Here is a 25,428-nt window from a genome sequence, read left to right on the forward strand (position 1 = left end):
AGACGACTTACCAGTTAAAACTCCACGCACTTTAAACGCAAATGGAAGATGACAATGCCAAGAAGTGTAAATATTGAGTACCTGCGGCGACTGACGTCAGATGATTGCAAAATCGACCTTTCAATTACTTTGAATCAAGTTGAAGCCACAATGGCTGAAAGTGTCAGACATAAATCAAGCACACGTGTCGGCTGGTTGCTCTGCGCAATGACAACAACTCGCCAGTAATCTTGCGTGCCAGACAATCCACGGAGGATAGAATGATAAACTTGTTTGATACAGCCCTCACTGAACTTGGGAGCTATGCTTGAATTTGGGTGACGCGCATTTTCAGGCGGCGCGGCTTGGTGCGTCAAAAATCACTTCGACGCCGTCGTTGAATGTGATTCCTTCGATGACTTTTGGCAACTGATTTCTGCCATTGAGGCGCAACCATTTCTTGGACGCGGCCTGAATGAGGGTAAAGACCATCAGTTTCGCGGTCTTTTGCGAGAGCGCACCCTTTGTGCGAACCGTTCTGTGCCGAACCGTGGCGAAGACGCTCTCAATGGGGTTCGTCGTGCGCAGATGGCCCCAGTGATCAGCCGGGAAGTCGAAGAAAGCCAGCAAGGCGTCACTGTCCTTGGTCAGGCAATTCACGCCTTTTTCGTATTTCTGCTTATATTTCTCACTGAACAGATCCATTGCGGCCTTCGCTTCCGCTTTCGTAGCGGCATGCTGGATATCAGGTCCCTTCGCGATTTGTGTGGGTTGCTGGTGGGCGGCGGATTGAATCTTCTACCAGATATTGTGGTCACAACATAAGGCGCGTCTGTCGCGGAGACCTCAAATATCGCAGCGTCAGACGCGCCGAGCCTGTTGAGCTGCGGCAGTTTTTTTGGATAGGGTGAAGCTTCCTGAAACCAGCGGATGAGGAGGTATTCATGGGTCCCGAGACAAGTTTGTTCACGACAGCTCTTGGCCTGCAGGCTCCGTGGAGTGTCACGGACGTACGTTTTGACGCCAAACTCAAAGAGATCCACTTTGACGTCCGCTTCAAGGCGGGAAGTCGATTTGCTTGTCCCTCCTGTGGCGCGCCCGATCAGCCCGTCCATGACACGCGATCCAGGATCTGGGAACACCTGCGTTTTTTCGAGCACAAGGCTTTCATCCATGCCGATGTGCCACGTGTTGCTTGCAGCCAATGTAGCAAGACCGGACAGGTTCCGGTCCCCTGGGCGCGCAGTGGCAGCGGTTTCAGTCAGTTGTTTGAAGCCTTTGTGATTGCGCTGGTGCGACAGATGCCGGTGAAGGCTGTTGCTGATATGCTTGATGTTGGTGACGATCGCCTCTGGCGGGTTCTTGACCATTACGTGTCGTCAGCGCGAGATCGCGAAGACTTCAGCGCCGTGACCGCCCTTGGGATTGACGAGACAGCTGCGCGCCGCGGGCATAATTACATCACCCTATTTCACGACCTTCTGGCCGGCAGGCTTCTCTTTGCCTGTGAAGGACGTGATGCAAAGACTGTGGCGGCTTTCGGTGAAGATCTGCGCGCCCATGGCGGTGATCCCGATGCCATCTCCGCTGCCTGTATCGATATGAGTAGGGCCTACATTTCTGGCGTCGCAAAGCATCTGCCGAACGCGGATGTTACCTTCGACCCATTCCATGTCATCCAACTGGCCAATGTGGCGCTTGAAGAGGTTCGCCGCGCCGAAGTACGCAGCAGACCTGAGTTGAAACACAGCCGCTGGATGTGGCTCAAGGACAAGAAGAGATGGACGAAGCGGCAGATCACACAGCATCATGATCTATCTCGGATGCACCTGAAAACAGGACGCGCGTTTCGCTTGAAAGAGGCTTTGCGCGACATCTTTGCTGAAGCCGAGTCCAAGGCAGAGGCCGAAGAACGGCTTACCGCCTGGTTTCAATGGGCGCGCCGCAGCAGGCTGCCAGCATTCAAGAAACTCGCTCTGACACTCAAGGCGCACTGGGATGGTATACTTAACGGTTTTGACAGCGATCTGAGCAACGGCGCTGTCGAAGCCATCAACGGCCTCATTCAGGCCGCAAAGGCTCGGGCGCGCGGGTATCGCAAAACCCGCAACCTCATCAACATGTCATACCTCATCGCAGGCAATCTCACCCACTTACCAGCGTCACCCTACCGCACAACATCTTGTGCCACAGGCAAATGAACGGAAACCAAGCCACCCACACAAACCGCGAAATAGCCGGATATCATCGAGATCAGATTTCACGGCTGCGGCCATCTGCTTGGGAAAACAGTTCAGCACATTCTTCACCTTATGAACCCAGCAGCGCTGGTGCTTCGTGCTGCCAAATGCCTTGTCCAATGCATTCCAGAACCCCAAGGCGCCATCGCCCACCGCGATCTTGGGGGCGACAGACAGGCCCCGAGCCTTGAGATCGCTCAGCAATTCATGCCAGCTCTGCGAGCTTTCCCGAAGCCCAACCTGAAAGCCGATCAGTTCCTTCTTGCCCTCCGGTGTGGCTCCGATGATCACCAGCATGCATTCGGCATTTTCTTCCATGCGCGCCTGCAGATAGACGCCATCTGCCCATATGTAGACGTAATTGCGCGCAGACAAATCACGCCGCGCCCAGGCATCATATTCTGCCTGCCAACCTGCGGTCAGGCGGGATATGACACTCGGAGACAGGTTGGGTGCATCGGGGCCCATAATGGCTGACAGCGCTTCCTGGAAATCGCCCGTGGAAATGCCCTTCAGGTAGAGAACGGGCAACAGCGCGTCCAAGCTGACCGAGCGGCGCGCCCATTTCGGCAGTATATTCGAGGTGAAGCGGATCTTTTGCGCAGGATCGAGTGCCGCCATCCGGTCACGCACTTTGGGGCGCTGCACATTCAGAGCGCCAATGCCCGTCTGGATCTGACGTTCAGGGCCAAGTCCATGGCGGACGATCCGCTGGCGGCCATCGTCCAGCTTCTCGTCCGCAAAGCTGGCCACAAATGCATCAGCTTCGGCTTTCAGCGCTTCCGCCAGCATCCGGCGTGCGCCTTCCCGTGCCAGTTCTGTCAGCGGGTCGACGATAGTTTCTGATTGGCGAAACGGTAGAATGGTTGTATCGTTCTTCATAGGCGTATTGCTCCTCGTGAGGTTCTGGCTGGCTTTGACACCCGCCACAATACGCCGCCTTTCAATTCATGCCATCACCCAAATTCCCGCATAGCTCTGAACTTGGCGACGTCGTCCACAACATTAACCTAGTGTTCTGAGTCTGACATTCCCTACCTGTTTCCCCTGATTTCATCCAGCGCGTCGAGCGCGCGGCGTTCACGGGCGAGGATGTCTTCGGCGCTCTTGGTCCACCTGAAGGGTTTCGGTGCCTCATTGTGCTGCGCCAGATAGTCGTAGATTGCGGCCTCGAGGTCATCGACGCTGCAATAGCTACCGCGCCGGATGCGCCTGGAGGTGATCTCGGCAAAGAAGCGTTCGACCAGGTTCAGCCACGAGGCGCTGGTGGGCGTGAAATGCAGCTTGAAACGCGGGTACTTTTCCAGCCAGGCCTTCACCTCAGGCGTCTTGTGGGTGGCGTAGTTGTCAAGGACCAGATGCACATCGCGCCGCGCGGGCACCGCCTTGTCGATCTGGCGCAGGAATTTGAGGAACTCCTTGGCACGATGGCGTGGCATGCAGTCGCCGATGACCTTACCGGACTTCACATCCAGCGCGGCGAAGAGCGTGGTGGTGCCGTGCCGTTTGTAATCATGGGTCATGGTCGCGGCGCGGCCCTTCTTGAGCGGGAGCCCCGGTTGCGTCCGGTCGAGCGCCTGGATCTGCGACTTTTCATCAACGCAGAGCACCACGGCCCGGTCCGGCGGATCGAGGTAAAGCCCAACAATATCGGTAACCTTCTCCTCGAAGAGCGGGTCATTCGAAACCTTGAACCCCTTCGTGAGGTGCGGCTTCAAGCCAGCTTCTGCCCATATGCGACCCACGCTCGACGGCGAGATGCCCATAGCCTCGGCCATCAGTGCGCGGCTCCAATGCGTGGCATTGGGCGGGCTCTCCTGCACGGTCTTCGCGATCACCTTCAGCCTTGTTTCCATGGGCAGCGGCGGCACCCGCGACGGCCTGGTCTTGTCACGCTTCAGCCCCGGAACGCCCTCGTCGAGATACCTCTCCTGCCAGCGCCAGACCGTCGGCTTCGACATGCCCGTCTGCCGCATGATCTCAAAGGTGCCATGACCGTCAGCCGTGCCCAACACAATCCCGGCTCGCCAGACCAGCTTGCGTGGGGTGTTGCGGTTGGTGATCAGGGCTTGAAGCTCTGCGCGGTCGGCGGGGCCAAGATAAAGGCAAATGTCGGAGCGTCTCATGCCCCAACTGTGACATATCCCACCGCCATTGGGAATCTACTGTCAGGTGGCGAACACTAGACGCTATCAACATCGCACATGCACGGATAGACGTTTGCGTCAGCATGACCGATGCGCCGAAGCGCATCAACCGCAGTGCGGGCGCGTACGAAGCCGCGGGCGAGGTCTGGTTCGCGCTGGCTTACAGCTATGCAAAAGCTCCAAACATGCATAGTATCACCTTGACCGAAAAGGGTTAACGAAGGGTGAATGGAGCAAAGTCGATGGACGCGGACGATCCGGATACCGCCTTGCGCCTCGCCGCTTTTTCCCATGTTCGCAAGCTGGGAATGCTCTATGACGCTCTGACGTCAGAACATCTTTTGGCAGGTTTCACTTTCGAGGGCGAAAGGGTTCCACTGGTCAATCCGCAGCGCGGCATTTTCAAGCCGAAACGCATGCCGTACCTCCTCTCGATACGGACAGTCTTTCCGAGAGCCGGCCGCCGTGTGTGGTATGATGATCAGCGCGAAGTCCATGCACAGATCTACGGCGGCCATGAGGCGGTCGACTATGCATTCATGGGCGATAACCCTGATTCCGCCGACAACCAATGGCTGCGAGAGGCCTGGGAGCGACAGATCCCCATTATCTATTTCCTGGGTATCGCCCCGAAGCGGTATCACGCCATCCTGCCGGCTTTCATCGGAGGCTGGGACGCTCGGAGCCTCAAGGCCCAGGTGGTCTTCGGCGAGGCCGCGTCCAGTGAGATGGCTCCGCCAGAAAACGCCGCCGAACGGCGCTATGGGCTGCGCGTAGTCAAGCAGCGGCTGCATCAGGCTCAGTTCCGCGCCGCCGTCATTGCGGCTTATGGAGGTCGCTGCGCGCTGTCGCGCCTGCCCGAAGCTCGGCTTCTGGATGCCGCACATATCGTCGCTGATGCTGACGAGCGGTTCGGCCAGCCGGTCGTGCCCAACGGCTTGCCTCTCTCGAAGATCCACCATGCTGCCTTCGATGCCCATTTGATCGGCATCGATCCGGATTACCGCCTGTATGTGTCTGAACAACTCCTCTCCCAACAGGACGGCCCGGTCCTCGAGGCGTTAAAATCTCTCAACGGCGAGGTCATACACCTGCCGAGCCGGGAACGGGATCGCCCCGACAGAGACAGGCTCGCCTCACGTTTCGAGATATTCCGGTCGGTGGCGTGAGATTCATGGGAATGTCGACGCGGGGATATGAAGGAGAGGCCGGACGCGCCCTTGCTGAACGCTATGAGACCGTTGATCCAGCGGTGCTCCATCAGGCACTGGTTCCGCATTTGCCGCCGGCGCCTGCCGCCATCCTCGATGTGGGTGCCGGTTCAGGGCGCGACGCAGCCTGGCTGGCCAATTTAGGCCACAGCGTGCTTGCGGTCGAGCCCTCAGCCACGATGCGCGCAGAAGGCCAGCGACGACACCCGTTGCCTGGCATTGCTTGGGTGACTGACAGCCTGCCGGGGCTCGAATCGGTATTCCGTCTCAGCACAGCGTTTGACGTAATCCTTCTTTCGGCAGTCTGGATGCACATTCCGCCCTGTGACCGCCCCCGCGCGTTTCGCAAACTGGTCACGCTTCTCAAGCCCGGCGGCACGCTGACCATCACTCTCCGGCTCGGACCGCCAGCGCCCGACCGCGACATGCATCCAGTAGATGTCGCTGAGATCGAAGCGCTTTCGCGGGCCCACGGAGTGGCTGTCTTAAACGTGGATCAGAGGTGGTCCTGGTTTTTCGACCAGTTTTATGCCGCGCAGCGCTCTGGCATGGGTTTCCTATCACGCGGCAAGTTTCATGTTTGGTTTGCGATTATCATAAACTTCGTCCGGGGTCATCAGGCCGTGGGATGAATGCGGGCGTTCTTCATTGTAATAAGCGATCCAGGTGCCGATCCCCTGGCGCGCCTCCCGGCCAGTTTCGAAGGTGTTCAAGAAGACGCATTCGTATTTCAAGGACCGCCACAGTCGTTCGATCATGCGGTTGTCGATCCAGCGGCCGCGCCCATCCATCGAAATCTTCACCTTTGCGTCTTTCAAAACGTCGGTGAAATCGGTGCTGGTGAACTGGCTGCCCTGGTCCGAATTGAAAATTTCGGGCGGGCCATAGGTGGCCAGTGCCTCCTTCAAGGCCTCGACGCAGAACCCGGCATCCATAGTATTGGACAGCCGCCAGCTCAGCACCTTGCGGCTGTGCCAGTCCATGATGGCGACCAGATACAAAAACCCGCGCTGCATGCGGATATAGGTAATGTCCGTACACCACACCTGGTTGGGACGCGTGATGGGCAGATCTTTTAGAAGATATGGATAAACCTTGTGTTCGGGGTTTTTCTTACTGGTCTTGGGTTCCTGATAGATCGGCACCAAACGCATGAGCCGCATCAGCCGTCTTGCGCGATGGCGGCCGCATTTGTGACCCTCTCTTTGCATATGACGCGCCATCTGCCGCGAGCCGTACCATGGCGTTTTCAGGAATTGCTCGTCGATGATCTTCATGAATTTCAGGTTTTCCGCGCTTTCACCGCAGGGCTGATAGTACAGCGTCGATCGGGCGAGCGACAGCAGTGTGCATTGCCGCCGGACACTCAGTTTGGGATGATCTTTCTTCACGGCTTTTTGCCTCCAGTCCCGAGAATGAGCCTGGAGGCATCCGCCAAAAAATCCCGTTCCACTACCAATTGGCCAATCTTGGCGTGCAGCTTCTCTACATCCTTGCCGGAAATCACTGGTTCACCAACCGGCTTGGCGTCAAACGACTGCGCCATCTTGGCAATTGCCGTGCGTTTCCAGCCGTTGATCATCGTCGGATGTACTTCATATTTCTTCGACAGCTCTGCCGTCGTCAACTCTTCACGGATCGCTTCCAAAGCAACCTTCGCCTTGAATTCTGCCGTGTAACGCTTCTGTTTCGCCATATCGATTGTTCGTCCTTCTTCAGTTGCCAGAGCTTAGCAACTGGTCCGAATTTCCGCGACCACCTCTATCATACCCCCGATCGCCTCGGAAGAGGCGAGGTCTCTTGGGCACAGTTGGTTTTGCGTCTTCCAGACGACGGGACGGGCGCGCTTCCTCTTCTGCGCCACGTCATTCTCAACGACGCCAAATCAGCAACCTACAAGCTTGCTCTGTTGCGTGCTGTGGCTCGTGCCGCCGATGGCGCCCAAGGTATGGCCCGGCCGATCGACGACACTACTATAGCCTTGCCGCTCGGGCTCATCGCACTGAACTGGTTGCGGCTTTATAAACCCCTGATCGACGCCGACCTTCCGCAAATGCCACGCAATCGCGGGCCCGTGGGGCTCGGGTTCATCAAGGACGGGTGGCACGGGATCGCTGAGCTCTCAGCATCCGATCTACGGGTGGGAGCGCAGTTTAGCGGCATGCGAGCTGCAGCGCTCCACGCTGCGCTACGCGACGCGGCTGTTACGATCGCGCGGATGCCGGCCACCTACATGACCTTCCCCGGATCACAGGCACCGGTGCTGCCAACACGCACTGGACGTGCGGGTATAGCGCCTTCGCGGCTCTTCGTAGATGCCGGGTATCTCTGGGACTTCGGTGAACTTCGGGTGCCACTCCATCTATGGCGTGCAATGGTGCGTCATGACGCCTGGATCGAGCCGGCGCTGGTGGCAGAGTGGGTGCGCCTGATGGAAGGTTATGCCCGGGGCCAAGGACGCGATCTCGATCCAGCCTTGGTAGCCCGTTCTATGCGCTGGCACGAGCCCAGCCGGGACGTCGCTTTTGCCCGCAAAACTGCTGCACTGTTGATAAGTGACAGCGCCGTATTCTGTGTCTGGACGGGTCGGAAACTCACAGAAAGACGACTCGACATCGACCATTGCCTGCCCTGGGCGGCATGGCCCTGCGAGGACCTCTGGAACCTCCTGCCATCCGATCCGACCGTCAACCGCCATAGCAAGCGCGACCGGTTGCCTGCTGCCGAGGTGCTGGACAGCAGCATGGATCGAATCTTCGATTGGTGGGAACGAGCATGGCTGCACCAGCGCAACACCGCTGAGAGATTTCACGTCGAAGCGCGTGCTTCGCTACCGATCTGCGAGGACACAGCAGACGGCCCGGCGCCGATCTTCGCAGGTCTTCAGGCTCGTCGGTTTGCGTTGTGGGCTGACCAGCAAGTGCCAGAATGGAGGCCGTAACGTATGCGCCGTCTGCGTCCCATTGATTTGAGGTCTTTCGCCATTTCTGTCTCGGGCCGATAAATCTCTGACTGATATTGTTGGAGGATGCTATGGCGGATGGAAGTGGATTCGATGGACGGCTGGGGCTCGTTGAGCCTGTTCGGGGCAACCGTCGTTGGCCAGATGATGTGAAAGCGCAGATTGTGGCAGAGAGTTTTCAACCTGGTGCGCGCGTTGTGGACGTTGCGAAACGCTATGACATTGTCCCACATCAGTTGTCAGATTGGCGGCGGATGGCGCGTGATGGCAAATTGGTTCTGCCTGCGGATGTCATGACAGCAGTCAGTGATGCAACCCTGTCAGCCGATAAGTCTGAGCCTGCATTTGTGCCATTGGAAGTTGCAATGACACGACAGGGCGCTGGCAGCATGTCAGGGTACGGTGAACGCGACGAGACGTGTGATGAGATAACGGTGACGATTGGATCTGATGTCATTATCCGCGTTCCGGCCAGTGCTGCTGTGGCGCGCGCGGCTGAATTGATCCGTTTGGTGCGGGGGGTGTCGTGATTGTTGCAGGGCAGCGACTGCCGATTGTGATTGCGACAAAACCAGTGGACTTCCGTCGGGGACATGACGGTCTGGCCGCTACAGTGCAAAACGAACTGGGGTTGGATCCGCATTCTGGCCTGACGGTGGTGTTCCGCTCCAAGCGTGGTGACAGGTTGAAAATCCTGCTCTGGGATGGCACCGGACTGGTGCTGATTTACAAGCGGTTGGAGATTTCCAACTTCGTCTGGCCCAAAATCCAGGACGGCGTCATGCAGCTGTCTCGGGCTCAGTACGAGGCTCTGTTCGAAGGTCTGGATTGGCGACAAATGGTGCCCAAACGGGTTGCTCCGCCGACTGCGGCAGGATAACTAATACACTGATTATAGTGTTATTTTGCTGGCCATTTCTGACGTTTCTTGGTAGAAATGGTCATGTCAAAACTACTCGATCTCAGCCGATTTCCTGACTTGCCGTCCGAGGTCATCAAGGCCCTCGAGACGCAGCAAGCAGCGCTCGAAAAGGCCCAGTTCGAGGTCACTGTTGAGCGTGCAGCACGTCTGCATCATCAGGCGGAAGCCGAAGAAAAAGGTGCGCTGGTTGTCACGTTGACCGCGCTGGTCGAGAAGCTGGAAAGTCAGGTGGCCGACTACCGGCGCACAAAATTCGGACCCAAATCCGAAAAGCTGACCCCTGATCAGCTGGAGCTGGCACTCGAAGATCAAGAGACCGCCATCGCCGAGACGCAGGCGGAAATCGAGGCTGTTCAGGCCGCGCTCGAGAAAAAATCCCAAAACAAGAGCAAGGCTCCGCGCAAACCACGCAAGCCTCGCGCCCTTCCAGAGGGCTTGCCCCGGGTCGAGCGCGTGATTGAACCCGACAGCATCGCGTGTCCATGTGGTTGCGGCGATATGGTCAAGATCGGAGAGGATCGCTCGGAGCGGCTGGATATCATTCCCGCCCAGTACCAAGTCATCGTCACCGTGCGTCCAAAGTATGCCTGCCCGAAAGGCCGCACGGGCGTGACCCAAGCCAAAGCTCCTGCGCATCTATTGGAAAACAGCTGGCCGACCGAAGCCTTGCTGGCCCATATCAGTGTAGCCAAATTCTGTGACTTCAACCCTTTGAACCGGCAATCCGTAGCAATGGCCCGCAATGGCGCCCCAATTGATCGCGCCGTCCTGTCAGATTGGATGGGACGCACAGGGGCACTGCTTGCCCCTGTGGTCGATCACATGGCGATGGTTCTGCTTAAGGGCAGCACGCGGCTTTACGTCGATGAAACAACAGCGCCAGTACTTGATCCTGGTCGCGGCCAAACCAAGACGGGATATTTCTGGGCCGTGCTGCGAGATGATCGTGGTTGGAGCGGATCATCCCCACCTGGTGTCGTGTTCCACTATCGACCCGGGCGAAAGGGGGAATACGCGGCAGAAATCCTCAACGGCTTCAACGGCACAATCCAGGTTGATGCCTATGGCGGGTATAGCGCATTGGCGACGCCCAAGCGGGTGGGTGGCAAGCCCTTGAAACTGGCCTATTGCTGGTCGCATGGGCGAAGAGCCTTGATTAAAGCCCAGCCGAAAGCGGGATCGCCCATCGTTGATGAGGCTCTGGTGCGAATTGCAGCCCTATATAAGATTGAGGCCGAAATCCGAGGGGCGCCACCCGAGCAGCGTAGGGCCGTCCGGCAGGATCAATCCCGTCCACTGGTCGATAAATTCTTTGCCTGGCTCAATGCCCAAGCCGGCCGGGTGTCGCGCAAGTCCGAACTGGGCAAGGCTCTGGCCTATATGCTCAGCCGACAGGATGGCTTTTGCCTCTTTCTCGAGGACGGTCATGTGGACATGGATTCCAACCTGGTCGAAAACGCGATCAGAACCCCCGCAATGACAAGGCGCAACACACTTTTTGCAGGTCACGATGACGGTGCCCGTTCTTGGGCGCGCTTCGCGAGCCTGATCGGAACTTGTCGCATGAATGGCGTCGAGCCATACGCCTATCTACATGACCTATACACAAAGCTGGCCAATGGGCATCTCGAAAAAGATATCGATGCTTTGATGCCATGGGCCTATGCTGCCGCCTCACAAAGGAGCTCGCCCGGGACTCCCTGACGAGCTCAAAAACGCGCCAACCCAAAGCATGTCAACCCGCGCGCATCGAAAAAAACAATGGGTCAGAAACGGCGCATACGCCGTAACGGCGCGCAGCGGGCGGTCGCTCACATCGCGCAGGGCTTCATCAAAACGGTCACTCAGGGCTCGGCTTGATTAATGGCCGTTGTGAATTCAATTCCGAGGTTTGTTGACGAGTCGTTGCCCTTGGCACGCGGGGTTGCATGTCAACGAGAACGCCCTGTGACGCGCGCCTCAAAATCTCCTGCGGAGATGGTGTGACCGTCACCTTCGCGAGGGGCGGAGAGCAGTCTGTGACCCTGCGGCATTGCATCCGCAGAAAATGGCAAAAGCGGCCAGTCGCCTCTCCTGCGCTCTAACAACCGCTTGGCGATGTCTGGTGCGTGCGTCCAGAACGATCGGGCGGGCCTTGGAGCCATCGATACCAAGCGCTCCAAAAGAGGCGAGCGTGACTGACGGCCTCTTGCACGAACTGCATGACAAAGGCAGGCCCTCGCCACCAGGCCGCTGTTCAAGGCGCGTCCGGACTTGGCAGCGACAGTACCGAATCACAAGCTTCGTCGAAGTCTGCGACTGCAAGGCCGTCTGCAAGGACCATTCTCTCAATTTCGCCTGCGAAAGCGCCCGTTGTTTCAGGCCGGGCAATGGTTTTCAAAACACTTCGCAGGTTGGTGACTTCGGTTCCATCCGCAAGCAGCCCTGCAATGATGCCAGAGACATGGGCGGCTGCGTTCGATGTGCCGGTACTGTCGCGCAAGGCGCAAAGGCTGGAGAGATCAGCACTGCGAGACCGGCCTTCGGCATAAAACGCCACGGCTTGCCCTGCGTTGGAATAATCTGCAATCCGGTTGCCCTCATAGGCCCCCACGGTAATTGCCCCCGCAACACGTGCTGGGGAAAACAGCGCCGCATCCATGCCTGCATTGCCTGCTGCCGTGACAACCGGGATGCCCGCGGCAATTAGGGCCTCGGTGCCCCGGTCAAGCCACGCGGTCTGCGGTGGATCTGGTTCCAGCCGTGTCAGGCTCAGATTGGCCAGTTCCAACCGGCGCGGCTGATTCAGCACCCATTCGACACCGGCGAGGAATGTGGACACGGTGCCGTAATTGTCGCGGTCCATCACCTTGACCGAAACCAGTTCCGCCCTGTCTGTGCGCCCGATCCGGTGCCCCCCGATCATTGCCGCGATATGGGTGCCATGTCCGTTGCAATCTTCGGTGCCGATCCCGTTGCGGATACTCGTAAAGCCGGGCGCAGTGCGCCCTGCGACCAGATCATGCGTGGCCCGGATGCCGCTGTCGAACACCCAGACCGTGACCTCAGGGCGAAACGCTGTGTCTTCGGGAGGGCCGGACGCAAGCGCGGGCGCAGAGACCTGCGCCGGAAAGATGAACCCGTCCTGCGCCACCCGAACAACGCGCGGGTCATTGTCCAGCCGCGCTGCAAGATCCGGGCTGCCGCGAACCGAAAATCCGTTCAAAACCCTGCCATAGACATGCAGCACGCTGCCAACCGGCAGGCCAAACCCCTGTTCGAGATCAGAGGGGCTGGCCAATCCCGCCTGCGCCAGTTCGACAATATACTGCCCCGGCACCCGTGCAGACAATAATTCGGGTGGCAAAGGCCCCGGCCCGCCCGGGGCATGCAGGCGCGCGAGGTCAAGTGCCGCGCGTTCTCGGCCCAGTTTGCGCAGCGCCCCGGCCAGCGCGGTTTCGGTCTCGGCTAGGCTGGCACAGGATTGGGGCGCGGACCTCAGGCGCAAGACCTCTGCCCTGAGCGCTGCATTCTCGGCGCGCAGCCGGGCGATTTCTGCTGTATCGGCCTTGGCCACAGGTGTAAGCCCTGTCAGGCCAACCAGCATGAAAAGCGCCAGAATTCGCATTGAAATGATATCTCCCACCCAAGACTGTGTTCAGTGCCTGCCGCATTGTCAACACTGGATTCGTGGGCTTTGCTTGGGTAAGCTTTGCATATGAGTATGAGTGACGAAGCCCTGATCCGCCGAATTTATGACTGCGCCCTGAACCCGGCCGACTGGGCTGCGGTGATGCAGGATATCGCGCAGCATTCGGGTGCGATCGGCGCGATAATCTTCGATGTCGTCCTCGACCGGACAGGGCAAGAGCAAGTGTGCTTGCAAACCTGCTCGTCGGTTTATGATCCGGCCGAGATCGAAGGGTATCTCGCTCGGTTCAACGCCGAAGAACTGCGCGATCAAGGCATTTTCGCACGGCTGTCGTCGCAGGGTGAAGATGTGGAACTGTTGCGCTGTGATCGTCTGACCGACAGCCGCGCCGCACTGGAGGCCCAGCCCAATGTGCAGGCCATGATCGCAAGTGGCGTGTATTACCGGGCTGGGGCGCTGTTGTGCAAGGACAGCCTGCGGATGGACCGTTTCGCGCTGCAATCGAGCCGGCGGCAAGGGCCGCTTACCGAGTCCGCCCTGTCATGGGCCTCGGTCATGCTGCGCCATGTGGCCAAGGCGCAATCCATCGGGCGGGCCTTTCGGGAACTGCATCTGCGCGGGGCGATGCTGGAATCGGTTCTGGGGGCCTTGCCCTTTGGGGTCGCGGTGGTGACAGGTGGGCGCGACATCTTGCTGCGCAACCCAGAATTCGAACGTCTGGCCGAAGCCTCGGGCCTTGCCGCGCCGCGCGACCCGACGCGCCTGTCGCCGCGCGCCCTGTCGCGTCTGCCCGATATCCAGCGCCAGTTGACCGGGATCGAGGCCCACGGCACCCGCGGCACCCGCCCGCGGCTGGAGGCAGGCTTTATGCCCCTGACAGAAGGCGCGGCGCAGGGCCTGTTCGTGGAACTTTCGCCCCTGACCCGCCACCCCGATCTCGACCGCTTCGGCCCTTCGGCCTATCTGATGTGCGCGCTGGATTCGAGCCGCGCCCACAGCATCGACCTTGAGCGCCTGCAACGCTTCTTTCCGTTGACGGCGTCAGAACTGGCGGTGCTGGACCTTGTGGCGCGCGGCCATACCAACCCTGAGATCGCCGACCTGCGCGGCCGTGCGCTGGAGACGGTGAATTCCCAGGTCAAGACGATCATCCGCAAGACCGGCAGCCGCAACCGCACCGAAATGGTGCGCGTGGCGGTGGGGCTGTCTGTGGGCGGCGTCGTGTGATTTTCACCCGTTCGGGTGATGGGAACGCCATTCGACGTAAGTGATAAGGGAATCTCTGTAGGAAATGGAGAATCCCAGTGTCACATAAAAGCAAAATCTGCAGTACTGCACTCACAAGCCACATCGAAACTTGCCGCGAAGAATGCAGCTATACGCCCCTGATTGTTCGCAACAACAGCTTTACGATCAACGATTTCAGCCATGAGGGCATCGCGTCGGTTATTGGCGCAGAAGTATCCGCCATTGCAGAGGAGAAGGGACGTGATATCGATGAGGTAGAAGCAAAATTTCACGAACAGTATCGCGCAATTTCGGAACAAGAAGCGCTTGGTAAGCGGCTTCTGTGGCGAGAAACGCTGGAAAAACTTCGGCCTGCATTCGCTGACCTTGTTTCGGATCAGGTCTCTGAAATGCGCTCACAATTGCGTGCCTAAATCGTGCAATCCGCCGGTGCCGTTCTTGATTTGACTGATCCGGAAGCCCTTCTTAACGCGCGCGCCGGGAACAGAATTTCCGAAATCGAAAAGCATATCGCCGCAAACAAACCCATGGAAGAGTATCTTCGTGGTCAACTCTGCGAAGCACCTAACCTCGGCCTCTTCTTTTCCGAGAGCGTGTGCTATCGCAGCGAAGGTTTGACATATTCACCATGCGGGCAAGAGTTTACCTTGCTGCCTGGTGAGAGCATCAATGAAAGCAATCATCTGACAACGGTGCAGACAAATGCTGAGACCGGCGTCAGCACCACAGATCAGGCGTTGACGACCACGACGTCCAACGATGAGCAAGAGAGCTTTGCCTCATAAACCAAGGAGTTATCATGAAACTGTTTTTCCGAATTTTTACCGACGATGGCCCACTTCAGCGAAAGCTTGTAAATCTTGTACACAGTGAAGGTTCGACCGCAAGGGAATTGGCATCCGTAGCGACCAACACAAATGGGTATGGAATATTCACCATTCCCCTTGACAGAAACTTGCTGGGGCGCGCGAAGCTGAGCTTGCAGATTGGCCGCCGAATTATCGAGTTGGATGTCAAGGATATTGAACACAGGCATGTAGTACCCATTCATATCAGCCTTGAAGAGGCAAAAGGACTGCCTGAAGCTAAGCTCCCGTGGCATATTTCGCCTATAGACATATCAGATATCGATCTAATTCCTGGCATTTTTCCAGACCTTGGGGATGGCGTGTTTGGAGAAGGTTACTGCGAACGTTTGCTACCGACTGACCAAGCTCCTTTGGTTCAGGAATTGACCCATCTCGTTAAAACCACGCGTAATGTGCAGGAGTGTGACGGCGAGTTACAACTCGATGAAGGCCGAATGCTTCATTTTAAGGCTCGCTGGGACTTTTTGGGGTATTCTCTGGGGACGTTGCTAAAATCCGTAAGCCTTTTGCCCTGCGAGAAAGTCTCCTTTGCTGTACGAGATTGGCAACATGGTATCCGCCAATTCGCTGAAGAAGGGCAGACGGATCAACAAATCCAAACAGCCTCTTTGAGCCAAATGACGTCTGTGTCAGAGGTCATGCACGCCACGTCCCGGAGCTTTGAGGCAGGGCTTGGCGTAGAATTTTCTATTCCACAGATATCGCTTGGAATTTCTGCAGCGGCGTCTTATTCGCACGCTACTTATAATACCAACATGCAAAGCACACTCTCGAATCTTATTCAGAGCTCTGCCAGTGCCTCACGCTCGACACATCGGGTTTCGTTGATCGAAGTATCAGAGCAGCACAGCCAGTCTGAAGCGCTACGCACGATTTGCAACAATAATCATTGCCATACACTCAACGTGTTCTTCCGTGCGGTGCTGGAAAACTATCGTTTGACAACCAGAGCTATGGGGTGGCGCGAGGTCTATTTCGTCCATTATGAGGTCAAAGAATTCACGGCCGAGAGCGCCCTGTGTGCGCAGCATTTACTTGCTGAAAACTTGCTTGAGCCACAGCTTGCAGAGTGTTTTGCAGCGCTGGCAAACCAGACTTATGCACCCATTGATGACACCGATCCGGATGCAAATGATGTTAGCGTCGATAGCAAGACGAACCGAATCAGGATTACGTTAAGGATCGGTGGTAACGGCCTTGGCAAGAATCGCCCTATCATGCTGAGCCTTCAAATGAAAAATGGCAACGTTCTTGATTTTTCTGTTTCTCGTGCAGCTAGATGGAAACGAAATAGTGATTACACACATTTTATCGATATTTCTCCGGTAAAACCCGAGGATATTGATAAAATTGGACTTAAAAATGATTCTGGATATCGTGTAGATATATCTTCCATATCCTTTGCTTTCCTAGATTCCCAGGGTGGATGGACTGCCATTGCGTCGGGCTCGTTTGGGATTTTTAGAAGCCGCTCCCAGAAATACCTAACCTCCGTTTATCAGGCACCCGCCTCGAATGACGAGCAAGAGAACCCGATGATCTCCGATCATGCTGCAGAAAGCGCCCGGCAAGACGCCATCTGTGCAGCCCGTTTGCTTGCGCACCTAAATTGCAACAAACATTATTACAATCAGTTGCTCTGGTTGGGTGAAGACATCAATGAACGCCTTTGTCGTTTCGAAAAAATTCAATGTGGCGAGAACGTATTGGCAGATCTGGTAAAACCTCAACCTATCGGGGTTTTTGGCTGCTCTGTCGCCTTTCCCAAAGCCGATAGCGTCTATGTCGATGAACCTTTGCCGCCAGATGAATCTCTAATTACTCTTGCGACATCCGGTGTCTACGCTGATTCGGCGCTTGGCCGCTGTACGTCGTGCGAAACTAAGGATGACGATGTCTACTGGGACTGGTCGGAAAGCCCGTGCAATTGCGGAAACGCGCTTACTGCTCCGGGTAACGTAACAAATGTCGGCTTGCCGACCACGCCCCCATTTGTAAACAATGGTCAAGCCGCTAATCTGATCCAAGGATTGAAAGGTTTGGGGGTAGATATCGGTGCATCAGCCCTTGGAAGTTTGTTAGAGACCCTAGTTAAAACCAACACGTCCCTTCTGAAGGATTTGTTGGAGGCTGTGCCGAAAGACTCGAATGACGATGAACCACCGGAAGACTCGAATGGTGAGGGAACATCGGGAGACTGAAGAGATTCAATCGCAGACACAGCGAAAGATGACAACAACTTTGCGGGGGCCTCACAACCCCCGCAGATAAGCCACCAGCGCCGCGCGGTCCTGATCGCTTAACCCGCCAGCCGGGAACTCATGCCCCCGGTTGGAATTGCCCGGGATCACGCGGCCGGTGTCGTCCATCACGTCGAACCACGACCAGGCGCCCCCGTCAACCGGGGCGCCTGTGCCTACTTTCACCGGGTCGAACAGTACCTGACCCACGGCAAAGCGGGTCGGGCGTTCGGACACAGGGCGCAGCAGGTCATTCAGCGTCGGCACCGATCCGTTGTGCAGATAGGGCGCCGAGGCGAAAATGCCCGACAGCGGTGCGGCGCGATAGGCAGGGTCGGGCGTGTGGGGGGCGCGCAGGCGCTGTTCTGCCAGCGCGTCGCGGCAGCGGGCCTCGACCTCTTCCAGCGTCTGCAAACCATGCGTGCCGGGGCGCGGGCTGGTATCGGGCGCCTCTTGCCCGAAAATCCACTGACCGCCCCGCACCGGAAGGCTGGCCAGATCATCCCACATGGCGCTCGCGCGGCGGGTCAGGTCAGCCTTGTGGACATCGGCAATCTCGCTGCGCTTCTCATATAGCACCCGCAAGGACAGATCCTCGATCAGGCGCAGGGTTTCGCTGCCCGGCGGATGGCGGGCCAGTTCCAGCCCGGCGATCCCCTCGCGCCGATAGCTTTGGGCGGCGTTGAACACATTGGTCAGGCCAGCCATGCGACCCGACCAACTGGTATGCGTGGCGGCGTTGCAAGCGTTCATCGGGTCGGTGCCGATGCCGGGTATGGGCTGACCGGGCTTATCCAGCACCGGGATCATGCGCGAAAACACCTCGGCGCCCGGGTCGCGGCTGGTGGCGTCGATGATGCGGGCAGGCGGGGCGTCGCGGTCGATCACGGCATGGCAGGCGGCGCAATGCTGGTTGTAAAGCACCTCGCCGCGCGCGATTTGCGCAGCATCGGGCAGGCCCCAGGCCGTGGGCCAGCGCGGCGCGTCCAAAGTGCCCAAGGCGCGTTCCAGATAGACCATATTCGCCACCCGGACCGAGCTTTGTACCGCCGGATAGCTGGCCGAGCCGAGCTCTTGCGCGGGTGGCAAGGTGATATCGGCGAAGACGCCGATCACCTCTGCGATATTGCGGATCAGGGCGCCTGAACTGATTTCGGCCCAGAGCCCCAGATCCACCGACTTGAACGACGATCCGTTCCATTGCACCCGCTCAGAGCGCGGCCCATACCAGACCTGCGGGATGGATACAGGTGCGCTGGCGGCTGGCAGCACATCGCCCGCGCGCAAACCGGACAAAGAGGCGGTCGTGTTCAAGATTACCTGCACCGCATCCTGCCGCCCGTGGCCCCATGTACCGCCGCGCGAGACCGAGTCCTGTATGGGGGTGCGAAATTGCAACCAGTCCCCCAGTTCAGCACGCAAGGCGGCGCGGCTGTCTTGCGTGTTGACGGGCAAGACAGCATCGGCAAAGCCCAGCCACGCCGCGCCCTCCTGCGCGCCATCGCGCCAAAGCGCCTCGGTCGAGGCTACCAGCCCGCTCATGAAGCCTTGCAGGTCCATCATCGTTGCCCCGCCATGCACGATATGGCGGTGCGTTCCATCGTCCAGAACGCCGGTATGGCAGGCCGCGCAGGTCAGCCCCATCGCCGGAGCGCGGGCCGGGTCAGCGTCAACCACGAACCCGATAGGGTCTGTCGCGTCGGCGTCGCAAAAGGGAAAGCCCATATTTTCCAGCCTGTCACGGCTGGCATAAGCCCCCGATCCATCGGCGGCAGGCAAGGCACGATACCAGTCCAGCCGCATCAACCGCGACCCTTGCGACAACCCATACCATGCGGCGGCATCTTCTTGCGCCCAATTCTGGCCAAGCCCCTCGAAATCATAGCTTTGGCAGGCGAGGGTTTGACTTGGCAGGGCAAAGGCCGCAAGAATGGCGAGAGAAATTGCGCGCATGAACAGGCTCCACTTTTGAATTGGCTCAGAATTGCACAGGTTTTAACACTTGCAAACTGCCTTTTCGGGCTTACCGGGCCTGCCAATGCCCAACCCGCAAAAGTCTGCGCCCCGCTTGAGGTCGAGGTGCTATGCGACGCGGGCCGCGTAACCGGCTATCGTCTGAGCGCGCCGGACGCTTTGCTCTATCATCTTGCGCCAACCCGTTCTGGCCTCTTGCGCGAGGGCGACTTGATCACGTTGCGCCAAACGGGCGGGCAGAGCATCTCACCTACACGCCTTGGCGAGCCTATCACCCTTGCTGTGCAAGGCACCGATCTGGCCGATCCCAGAGGCTGTTGTTTTGCCAAACAACGTTTGCCGGGACCCGAGGCATGCGGCCAAACTGTCGTGCCGCTTGTCGGTGACGCAAGCGTAATCCCTTCCCCGCCCCTTGCCGCACAGCGACTTGATCTGGTGAAGACGCTCGCCAGGGCCTGCAGCAGCTCCGAGTCAGCGCAACGTCACGATTGCACCTTTGACCTAGTGCTCCGCAATTCAGGTGAAGCGTCATTTGTCGGGGTGGTGGCCCTGACAGATACCTTCATGGGCTTGCAGCCCACGGCTATCTCGACGCAAGGCGAGGGCTGGTCATGCCACCAGCGCGGGGCCGAAGCCATATGTATCAATGGCGCGGTGCAACTGGCGCCGGGTCATGAAAGCCATGTGCAGATTACGCTATCTCTCCGCGGAGGGGCCCGACCGGTCCGGTTTGAAAACTGCGCCGCGCTTGGCGTAGGGCCTGATCGCGCCGTTCAGGCCATGGTCGCACAGCGTGCGATGCAGCTGCTGGGCATCGACGGTGGGCCAGTCGATGGTCAACCGGGGCCCCGCACCCGCGCTGGCCTGCGCGTGCTCACAGAGATGCTCGGCCTTGCTGTCGATGAGAACATCACGTCCGAGCTCTTCACGGCCCTAGGCCTGCCCGAGGCCGGGCCTGTCAGCTGCGTATCAGTCGATCTGCCTGCCCTGCGCCGGCCAACACCCCCGCCGCCGCCCGTATGCACCGCTCCGAATACGGTGCGGCAGGGCAATGCCTGCGTCTGCCGTCGTGGGTTTGAACAGGTTGCTGGGCGCGGATGCGTGCCGCGTACCGATCCACCGCCCCCGACAGTACTGCAATGCGACGGTGCCACAACCATAAATCAGGGCGACGCGTGTGTCTGCCGCTTTCCTGGAATGGTGCGGCACAATGCGACGTCTTGCGTCTGTCCGCAGGGGACCACTTTTTCTGCGGGTCAAGGTTGCATCACGCCCCAGGTCGAGCCGATACTGTGTCCAAATGGCTTGCCACGTCTGCCGCACGTCGGCTGCATCGATGTCCGAATCGAGGTGGGTCCAAGATTCGGCCGGGAGTGAGCGCACAATCAGCCGAACGGCTTAATTGGTCTGTTGCGGCTCATCCTATGCCGCCGATGCTTCCGGCGCCTATGATGCGCTGCGGCCGCATGCTGCGCCACTCCTGAGCGACCGCTTTGACCAACCTCATTTTAAAGGCCGACCGGCGGCAAAGGGCCGGGTACGTCGACGCTGCCGTCGCCTTCGCAAGGGGCGGAAAGCTGTAAGCCTACGGTGAGTACCGCGGCTATGCGGCCTTGACCGTGCTTTTGGTGCGGCTTTCTGGTTTCCGCACCACGGCAACAATTCATGCAGGCGTGAGATGGGTATGTCGGAGATGCGGCCGATCACATCGGCGAGCCACGCTTGGGGGTCGATATCGTTGAGCTTGGCCGTTCAACGTGTAGATGGCGGCGGCGCGCTGACCTCCGCGCTCGGACCGCGCGAAGAGAGCCAGGACTTCCGGCCGAGAGCCACACCGCGCAGGTAGCGCAGCGGCAATCTGTGTGGCGCAGCTATCCGAAAACTGGAAAATTCAGGAGGGAAGTCCGTCGTTCATGCGGTTTGCCCGAACGCTGAATCGAGATATTGACGCCGTACGCAATGCTATCGAACTTCCGTTGAGCAACGGTCAAGCGGAGGGCCAAATCAATCGCCTGAAGAACCTGAAACGCGCATTGTAAGGCCGCGCCGGACCAAGTACGCCTCAGAGCCTGAATGCCGCCCCTCCGCCACACAGATTGAGGCAGAACCCCTTGGCCGGCGTCTCTACAAGATCGACGGCGGTCAGGCTTGGGACCAGATCGGCCAGATTCTTGAGAGCGCAGCCGGCAATGATCTGAGCGAACGCCAGGTCGCTACGGTGAATGACCTGAAGATCGCGCTGCATATCCGGTAATCCCGGCGCGATCTGCTCTCCTGTCCTCCAAACCCGCCACGTCCTTGGCTAGGCCGACAAGGCAGTTTAACATGGACCGCCTCTTTTCTGTTGTAGCTTCAGTGAAGGCGACAGTGCTATCGCAACAGCTTCCTATGTGTGTGCAGCACGCCTTACGTTGCGGCGACAGTGCATTGCACGAATTGTGATTCACACAGGCTTTCTTTAAAGTAAAATGCTGGATTCTCGCCACAGAAAGCTGATTTCATGTCTTCCCAACAGGCTTCATCACGCACGGCTGCACTTCCTTTTGTGGTTATCGCCCTTTTTGCAATATCGGTTGCCATATCCGTCTGGTGGATCACACGTCCTACCGCTTTGTTGGTTCAAGGAGAGGTCGCAGCTCCGCGGGTCGATGTATCCGCGCGAACGTCTGGCCGCGTGGTTGAGATTATGGCTGACTTGGGTGGGCCGGTCGAAGCCGGGCAGGTTCTGGTGGAGCTGTCCAACCCGCAGCTCGTCACCTCTCATGCGGCGGCAGACTCTGGGTTGGATGTCGCACGCGCATCGCAAGCGGCAGCGGGGGCGACACGGCCCGAGGTGATCCGCGCGCGCGAGGCGGAATTGGCTGCAGCACAGGCTGACCTGCGACTAGCCGAGGAACAGGTTACACGTGACACAGAGCTCGCCCAGCAAGGCTTGCGCCCGCAAGCTGCGATTGACCAGACCATACGTAATGTCGAAACGGCAGCGCGCCGTGTCGAAGCAGCCCAGGCGCAGCTTGATCTGGCCCGCGCCGGTGCCTCGCCTGAAGAACGCGCCTTGGCCGCCGCGCAAGTCGCGCAGGCCGAGGCCGCGCTTGCCCAGCGTCAGGCCGATCTGGACGAGTTGACGATCTATGCGCCGCTTGGTGGCGAGATTTCCGCCCGTTTGATCGAGATGGGTGAAAATGTTGGCCCCGGTGCGCCGCTCTTTACGATTGTGGATCTCGAACAGGCCTGGTTCACGTTCAACCTTCGCGAGGATCTGCTGACCGGGTTGCAGGTGGGCGATGTGCTCTCGGTCCATGTGCCTGCATTGCAGCTTGATATCGAGACTGAGATATCGCTGATCAATGTCCAAGGGCAATTTGCGAGCTGGCGCGCAACGCGGGCCACGGGTGATTTCGATCTGCGGAGTTTTGAGCTGCGCGCCCGCCCACTTGCGCCAGTTGAGGGGGTGCGGCCCGGCATGTCGGCGCTGATTTCGCTGGGTGGGTAGCTTATGCTGGCGGTCATGTTGCGCGAATTCCGGATGATCCTGCGCCGCCCGGCCCTGCTGGGGCTGGTTGTCGTGCTGCCTGTGGTGATGCTTCTGACGCTGGCAGGTATTTTCCGTGCCGGGATCCCGACAGGCATGGCTGTAACAGTAGTCGACCTGGATCGGTCGGATCTGTCGCGCAGCATCACGCGGATGCTGGATGCAGCGCCGGAAATCACCGTGCGCGAACAGGCCCTGAGCTTGAGTGATGCCCGCGCGCAGATCGTGACGGGTCATGTCCGCGGCGCTGTCTATCTGCCGCAAGGGCTTGAGCGTGATATCCTCCGGGGCGCGCGCCCGGAAATCGTCATCTTCTACGACAACCAGCATATGAGCGCCGGGTCCATGGTCGCACGGGGCGCGCGCGGTGCGATCGATACGGCCGTCGCCGGTCTGCGCCTGTCTATCCGGCAGGGTCAGGGTGAAGCGTCAGTGCAGGCGATGGTCAGCATCCAGCCTATTCCGTTGCAGGCTCATGCACTTTTCAACCCGGCCTTTGACTATGTTCATTTCTTGCTCGCGGCGCTGGTGCCTACAGTGTTGCAGATCATCGCAGCGGCAGCGACGGCCTACGCCATTTCGCTGGACTTCGGACCTGGGCGGCATCCGCAGGTACTGGCACGCATGGCTGACGGGGTTTTGCCTGCGATGCTGGGCAAGATTTTGCCCTATACTGTCATCGTTCTGTTGATCCTCGGGCTGTCGGATATAGCGCTTTATGGCTGGCTGGGCGTGCCCTTGCGTGGGTCACTGCTGCTGATGGCAACAGGTGCAGTCTTGTTTGTACTGAGCACGCAACTGATCGGCGCGGCGGCCTTCGTGCTGACCCGCGATATGGGCCGCGCCGCCAGCATAATCGCCGTGATCACAGCCCCTGCTTTCGGTTTCATGGGGCTAGGGTTCCCGCGCGAGGCCATGTCGCAACTCGCCCAGGCCTGGGGCGCAGTGATCCCTGGCACATGGTATGTGCAATTGCGTATCGACCAGTCGCTGCGCGACACACCGCTTGATATTTCGGTCTGGTCGGTGGTTTGGCTGGGCTGTATTGTCCTTGCGCTGGGGGCCTTGGTCCTGCTGCGCCTGGTCAGACTACGCCGCGAGATCGAGGCCAAAACATGAGCGATATCCTGACTGCCCTGCGCACCGAGTTGCGCGGCATCTTTGCGGATCGTCAGGTTCGGCTGATCATATTGGCCGCATTGGTGATCTATGCGCTGATCTACCCTTTTCCCTACCGCGCGGAACTGTTGCGCGATGTCCCGGTCGTGCTGGTCGATCTGGATCGCTCGACCAGCTCTGCGGAACTCGCGCGGCGCGTCACTGCGTCCGAGGCGGTTACGCTACGCCATGATGCGCCTGACATGATCACCGCCACACGCCTTGTGCAAGAGCGCCGCGCTTATGGCGTGCTTGTCATTCCCGAAGGTTTTGAGCGCGCGCTGTTGCGCGGTGCTCAAAGCCCTGTCGCGCTGTATGCCGATGCCAGCTATTTCCTGATGTATCAGCGTGTCATGCAAGGCGCGGCCATTCCACTGCGCCAGATGGGGGCCGAGGTCGAGATGGGCCGCCTGATCGTGCAGGGCACTGCCCCCGATGTGTCACTTGCGCAGGTCAGCCCCGTAGCACAGATCGAAGTGCCGCTGTTCAATCCGGCGGCGGGCTATGCGACCTATGTGCTGCCGGCAGCTTTCGTGTTAATCTTGCAGCAGACCATGCTGATGGGGCTGGCCCTTGTCGCGTCACGGCGCGGGTCGGGGTCGGGCCACCCGGTCTGGCGGGTTTTGGGGCGTATGGGGGCGTGGGTGATGCTCTATGCTGCACTTTTGCCGCTATATCTGATTATCCTGCCTGCGCTTTATGGCTTGCCAAATCTGGGCAGTCCCGGTGCAGTGCTAATGCTGGGCCTACCCTTTGTACTTGCGACCGGATTGCTGGCGCAATGCGTCGCAGCCTTGTTCCGGCGCGGTGAGGTGGTGCAGGTCGTTCTACTGGCCGTTGGGCTGCCTTTCTTCTTCCTGTCGGGCTTTGCCTGGCCAGTCGAGGCCATTCCCGCGCACCTGAACTGGATTGCGCAGATCATTCCGTCGACCGCTGCGATTGATGGTCTTGTGCGCGTCAGCCAGATGGGCGCGACTTTACCCGAAATTGGACACCGCCTGTGGCATCTTTGGGGACTGGTCGTCGCTTTTGCAGTTGTTGCACTATGGCTTGAGGTGAAAGCGCGCCCAGCCGGAAATGCGGATCATCACAGTGCGTGAGGGTTGTGCAAGTGTCAGCGATACATGCCGCGCATTTTTTCTATAGTGTGACTTTGAGGAAATACTGTCGGCTCTGGCTGTCAACCAGGGACCCACTTTTGCGCGACATGCTCTGAGCGGCGACTGCATGCAGTTCTGAAGGATCAGGGTTGGCAGGAAAACCAGCCAATTACCTTCATGACAGACGGTGGAGACACGGTCATCAACATGGCGCG

Annotated in this window: 20 protein-coding genes and 4 pseudogenes; 15 read left to right on the top strand and 9 right to left on the bottom strand. The window is 58.7% G+C overall.

Translation table 11 applies throughout. From position 1 onward, the window contains the following. Nucleotides 1–330: 330 nt before the first annotated feature. A pseudogene (locus BD293_RS20995) lies at nt 331–753 on the bottom strand (transposase); the annotation flags it as partial. 170 nt (nt 754–923) lie between these two features. Here BD293_RS20995 and BD293_RS21000 point away from each other — a divergent pair. After that, the gene (locus BD293_RS21000; RefSeq protein ID WP_142079999.1) at nt 924–2,180 is read left to right on the top strand and encodes an ISL3 family transposase; all 1,257 of its coding nucleotides are present in this window, start codon (nt 924–926) and stop codon (nt 2,178–2,180) included. A gap of 39 nt (nt 2,181–2,219) precedes the next feature. Here the strand turns inward: BD293_RS21000 and BD293_RS21005 are convergent. Both BD293_RS21005 and BD293_RS21010 read right to left on the bottom strand, forming a co-directional pair. Beyond that, a pseudogene (locus tag BD293_RS21005) lies at nt 2,220–3,101 on the bottom strand (IS256 family transposase); the annotation flags it as partial. Nucleotides 3,102–3,253: 152 nt separating this feature from the next. After that, a complete protein-coding gene (locus BD293_RS21010) occupies nt 3,254–4,345 on the bottom strand; it encodes an IS630 family transposase (RefSeq protein ID WP_142085675.1) in 1,092 nt (363 codons plus the stop codon). Between the two features lie 263 nt (nt 4,346–4,608). On the opposite strand from BD293_RS21010, the gene BD293_RS21015 reads away from it, so the two are divergent. Both BD293_RS21015 and BD293_RS21020 read left to right on the top strand, forming a co-directional pair. After that, the gene (locus BD293_RS21015) at nt 4,609–5,535 is read left to right on the top strand and encodes an HNH endonuclease (RefSeq protein WP_142085677.1); all 927 of its coding nucleotides are present in this window, start codon (nt 4,609–4,611) and stop codon (nt 5,533–5,535) included. A gap of 11 nt (nt 5,536–5,546) precedes the next feature. After that, on the top strand, nt 5,547–6,209 hold the full coding sequence (locus BD293_RS21020) for a class I SAM-dependent methyltransferase (protein ID WP_142085679.1): 663 nt from the start codon (nt 5,547–5,549) through the stop codon (nt 6,207–6,209). On the opposite strand, the gene BD293_RS21025 is transcribed toward BD293_RS21020, so the two are convergent. Then, a protein-coding gene (locus tag BD293_RS21025; protein WP_246086208.1) for an IS3 family transposase occupies nt 6,138–7,273 on the bottom strand; the annotation gives its coding sequence in 2 pieces (ribosomal slippage) (nt 6,138–7,006 and nt 7,006–7,273; 1,137 coding nt in all). The two genes, BD293_RS21020 and BD293_RS21025, sit on opposite strands and share 72 nt — an antisense overlap. A 114-nt stretch (nt 7,274–7,387) precedes the next feature. On the opposite strand from BD293_RS21025, the gene BD293_RS21030 reads away from it, so the two are divergent. From BD293_RS21030 to tnpC, 4 genes are all read left to right on the top strand, one after another. Continuing rightward, complete coding sequence (locus tag BD293_RS21030; RefSeq protein ID WP_142085681.1) at nt 7,388–8,518, top strand: HNH endonuclease domain-containing protein; 1,131 nt, start codon at nt 7,388–7,390, stop codon at nt 8,516–8,518. A gap of 92 nt (nt 8,519–8,610) precedes the next feature. Further along, entirely contained in the window at nt 8,611–9,069 is a 459-nt protein-coding gene (tnpA, locus tag BD293_RS21035; RefSeq protein WP_142079748.1) for an IS66-like element accessory protein TnpA, read from the top strand. Further along, entirely contained in the window at nt 9,066–9,419 is a 354-nt protein-coding gene (tnpB, locus tag BD293_RS21040; RefSeq protein WP_142079749.1) for an IS66 family insertion sequence element accessory protein TnpB, read from the top strand. The genes tnpA and tnpB overlap by 4 nt, the downstream gene beginning before the upstream one ends. 63 nt (nt 9,420–9,482) lie before the next feature. After that, a complete protein-coding gene (tnpC, locus tag BD293_RS21045; protein WP_142079750.1) occupies nt 9,483–11,165 on the top strand; it encodes an IS66 family transposase in 1,683 nt (560 codons plus the stop codon). A 532-nt stretch (nt 11,166–11,697) separates the two neighbouring features. Here tnpC and BD293_RS21050 read toward each other — a convergent pair. Continuing rightward, nucleotides 11,698–13,068: a S8 family serine peptidase gene (locus BD293_RS21050; protein ID WP_142085683.1), complete on the bottom strand. Its 1,371-nt coding sequence runs from the start codon at nt 13,066–13,068 to the stop codon at nt 11,698–11,700. Between the two features lie 96 nt (nt 13,069–13,164). On the opposite strand from BD293_RS21050, the gene BD293_RS21055 reads away from it, so the two are divergent. From BD293_RS21055 to BD293_RS21070, 4 genes are all read left to right on the top strand, one after another. Beyond that, nucleotides 13,165–14,319 (top strand): helix-turn-helix transcriptional regulator, encoded by a 1,155-nt coding sequence (locus tag BD293_RS21055; protein WP_170207281.1) that lies wholly within the window; start codon nt 13,165–13,167, stop codon nt 14,317–14,319. Nucleotides 14,320–14,396: 77 nt separating this feature from the next. Next, on the top strand, nt 14,397–14,753 hold the full coding sequence (locus BD293_RS21060) for a hypothetical protein (RefSeq protein ID WP_142085687.1): 357 nt from the start codon (nt 14,397–14,399) through the stop codon (nt 14,751–14,753). Nucleotides 14,754–14,756: 3 nt separating this feature from the next. After that, the gene (locus BD293_RS21065) at nt 14,757–15,125 is read left to right on the top strand and encodes a hypothetical protein (RefSeq protein WP_142085689.1); all 369 of its coding nucleotides are present in this window, start codon (nt 14,757–14,759) and stop codon (nt 15,123–15,125) included. Between the two features lie 14 nt (nt 15,126–15,139). Beyond that, nucleotides 15,140–17,410: a hypothetical protein gene (locus tag BD293_RS21070; RefSeq protein ID WP_142085691.1), complete on the top strand. Its 2,271-nt coding sequence runs from the start codon at nt 15,140–15,142 to the stop codon at nt 17,408–17,410. 51 nt (nt 17,411–17,461) lie between these two features. Here the strand turns inward: BD293_RS21070 and BD293_RS21075 are convergent, their stop codons facing one another. After that, nucleotides 17,462–19,402 (bottom strand): c-type cytochrome, encoded by a 1,941-nt coding sequence (locus BD293_RS21075; protein ID WP_142085693.1) that lies wholly within the window; start codon nt 19,400–19,402, stop codon nt 17,462–17,464. A gap of 1,671 nt (nt 19,403–21,073) precedes the next feature. Further along, nucleotides 21,074–21,271, bottom strand: a pseudogene (locus tag BD293_RS21080) (transposase domain-containing protein); the annotation flags it as partial. A gap of 65 nt (nt 21,272–21,336) precedes the next feature. On the opposite strand from BD293_RS21080, the pseudogene BD293_RS21085 reads away from it, so the two are divergent. Next, nucleotides 21,337–21,462 (top strand): annotated as a pseudogene (locus BD293_RS21085) (hypothetical protein); the annotation flags it as partial. Nucleotides 21,463–21,485: 23 nt separating this feature from the next. Here BD293_RS21085 and BD293_RS21090 read toward each other — a convergent pair. Next, nucleotides 21,486–21,668, bottom strand: a complete 183-nt coding sequence (locus tag BD293_RS21090) for a hypothetical protein (RefSeq protein ID WP_142085695.1) — start codon at nt 21,666–21,668, stop codon at nt 21,486–21,488. A gap of 161 nt (nt 21,669–21,829) precedes the next feature. Further along, nucleotides 21,830–22,003 (bottom strand): hypothetical protein, encoded by a 174-nt coding sequence (locus BD293_RS22860; RefSeq protein WP_170207277.1) that lies wholly within the window; start codon nt 22,001–22,003, stop codon nt 21,830–21,832. Nucleotides 22,004–22,109: 106 nt separating this feature from the next. Here BD293_RS22860 and BD293_RS21095 point away from each other — a divergent pair, with 106 nt between their 5' ends. From BD293_RS21095 to BD293_RS21105, 3 genes are read left to right on the top strand one after another with little or no spacing between them, the layout of a single operon-like run. Beyond that, nucleotides 22,110–22,916: an RND family efflux transporter gene (locus BD293_RS21095; RefSeq protein WP_211841108.1), complete on the top strand. Its 807-nt coding sequence runs from the start codon at nt 22,110–22,112 to the stop codon at nt 22,914–22,916. 15 nt (nt 22,917–22,931) lie between these two features. Further along, nucleotides 22,932–24,074, top strand: coding sequence for an ABC transporter permease (locus BD293_RS21100; protein WP_170207282.1), 1,143 nt, complete (start codon nt 22,932–22,934; stop codon nt 24,072–24,074). Then, the gene (locus tag BD293_RS21105; RefSeq protein ID WP_142085701.1) at nt 24,071–25,213 is read left to right on the top strand and encodes an ABC transporter permease; all 1,143 of its coding nucleotides are present in this window, start codon (nt 24,071–24,073) and stop codon (nt 25,211–25,213) included. Before BD293_RS21100 ends, BD293_RS21105 begins: the two co-directional genes overlap by 4 nt. The last annotated feature ends 215 nt before the right edge of the window (nt 25,214–25,428 follow it).

Source organism: Roseinatronobacter monicus (genome assembly GCF_006716865.1).
In the GTDB taxonomy this organism is placed as follows: domain Bacteria; phylum Pseudomonadota; class Alphaproteobacteria; order Rhodobacterales; family Rhodobacteraceae; genus Roseinatronobacter; species Roseinatronobacter monicus.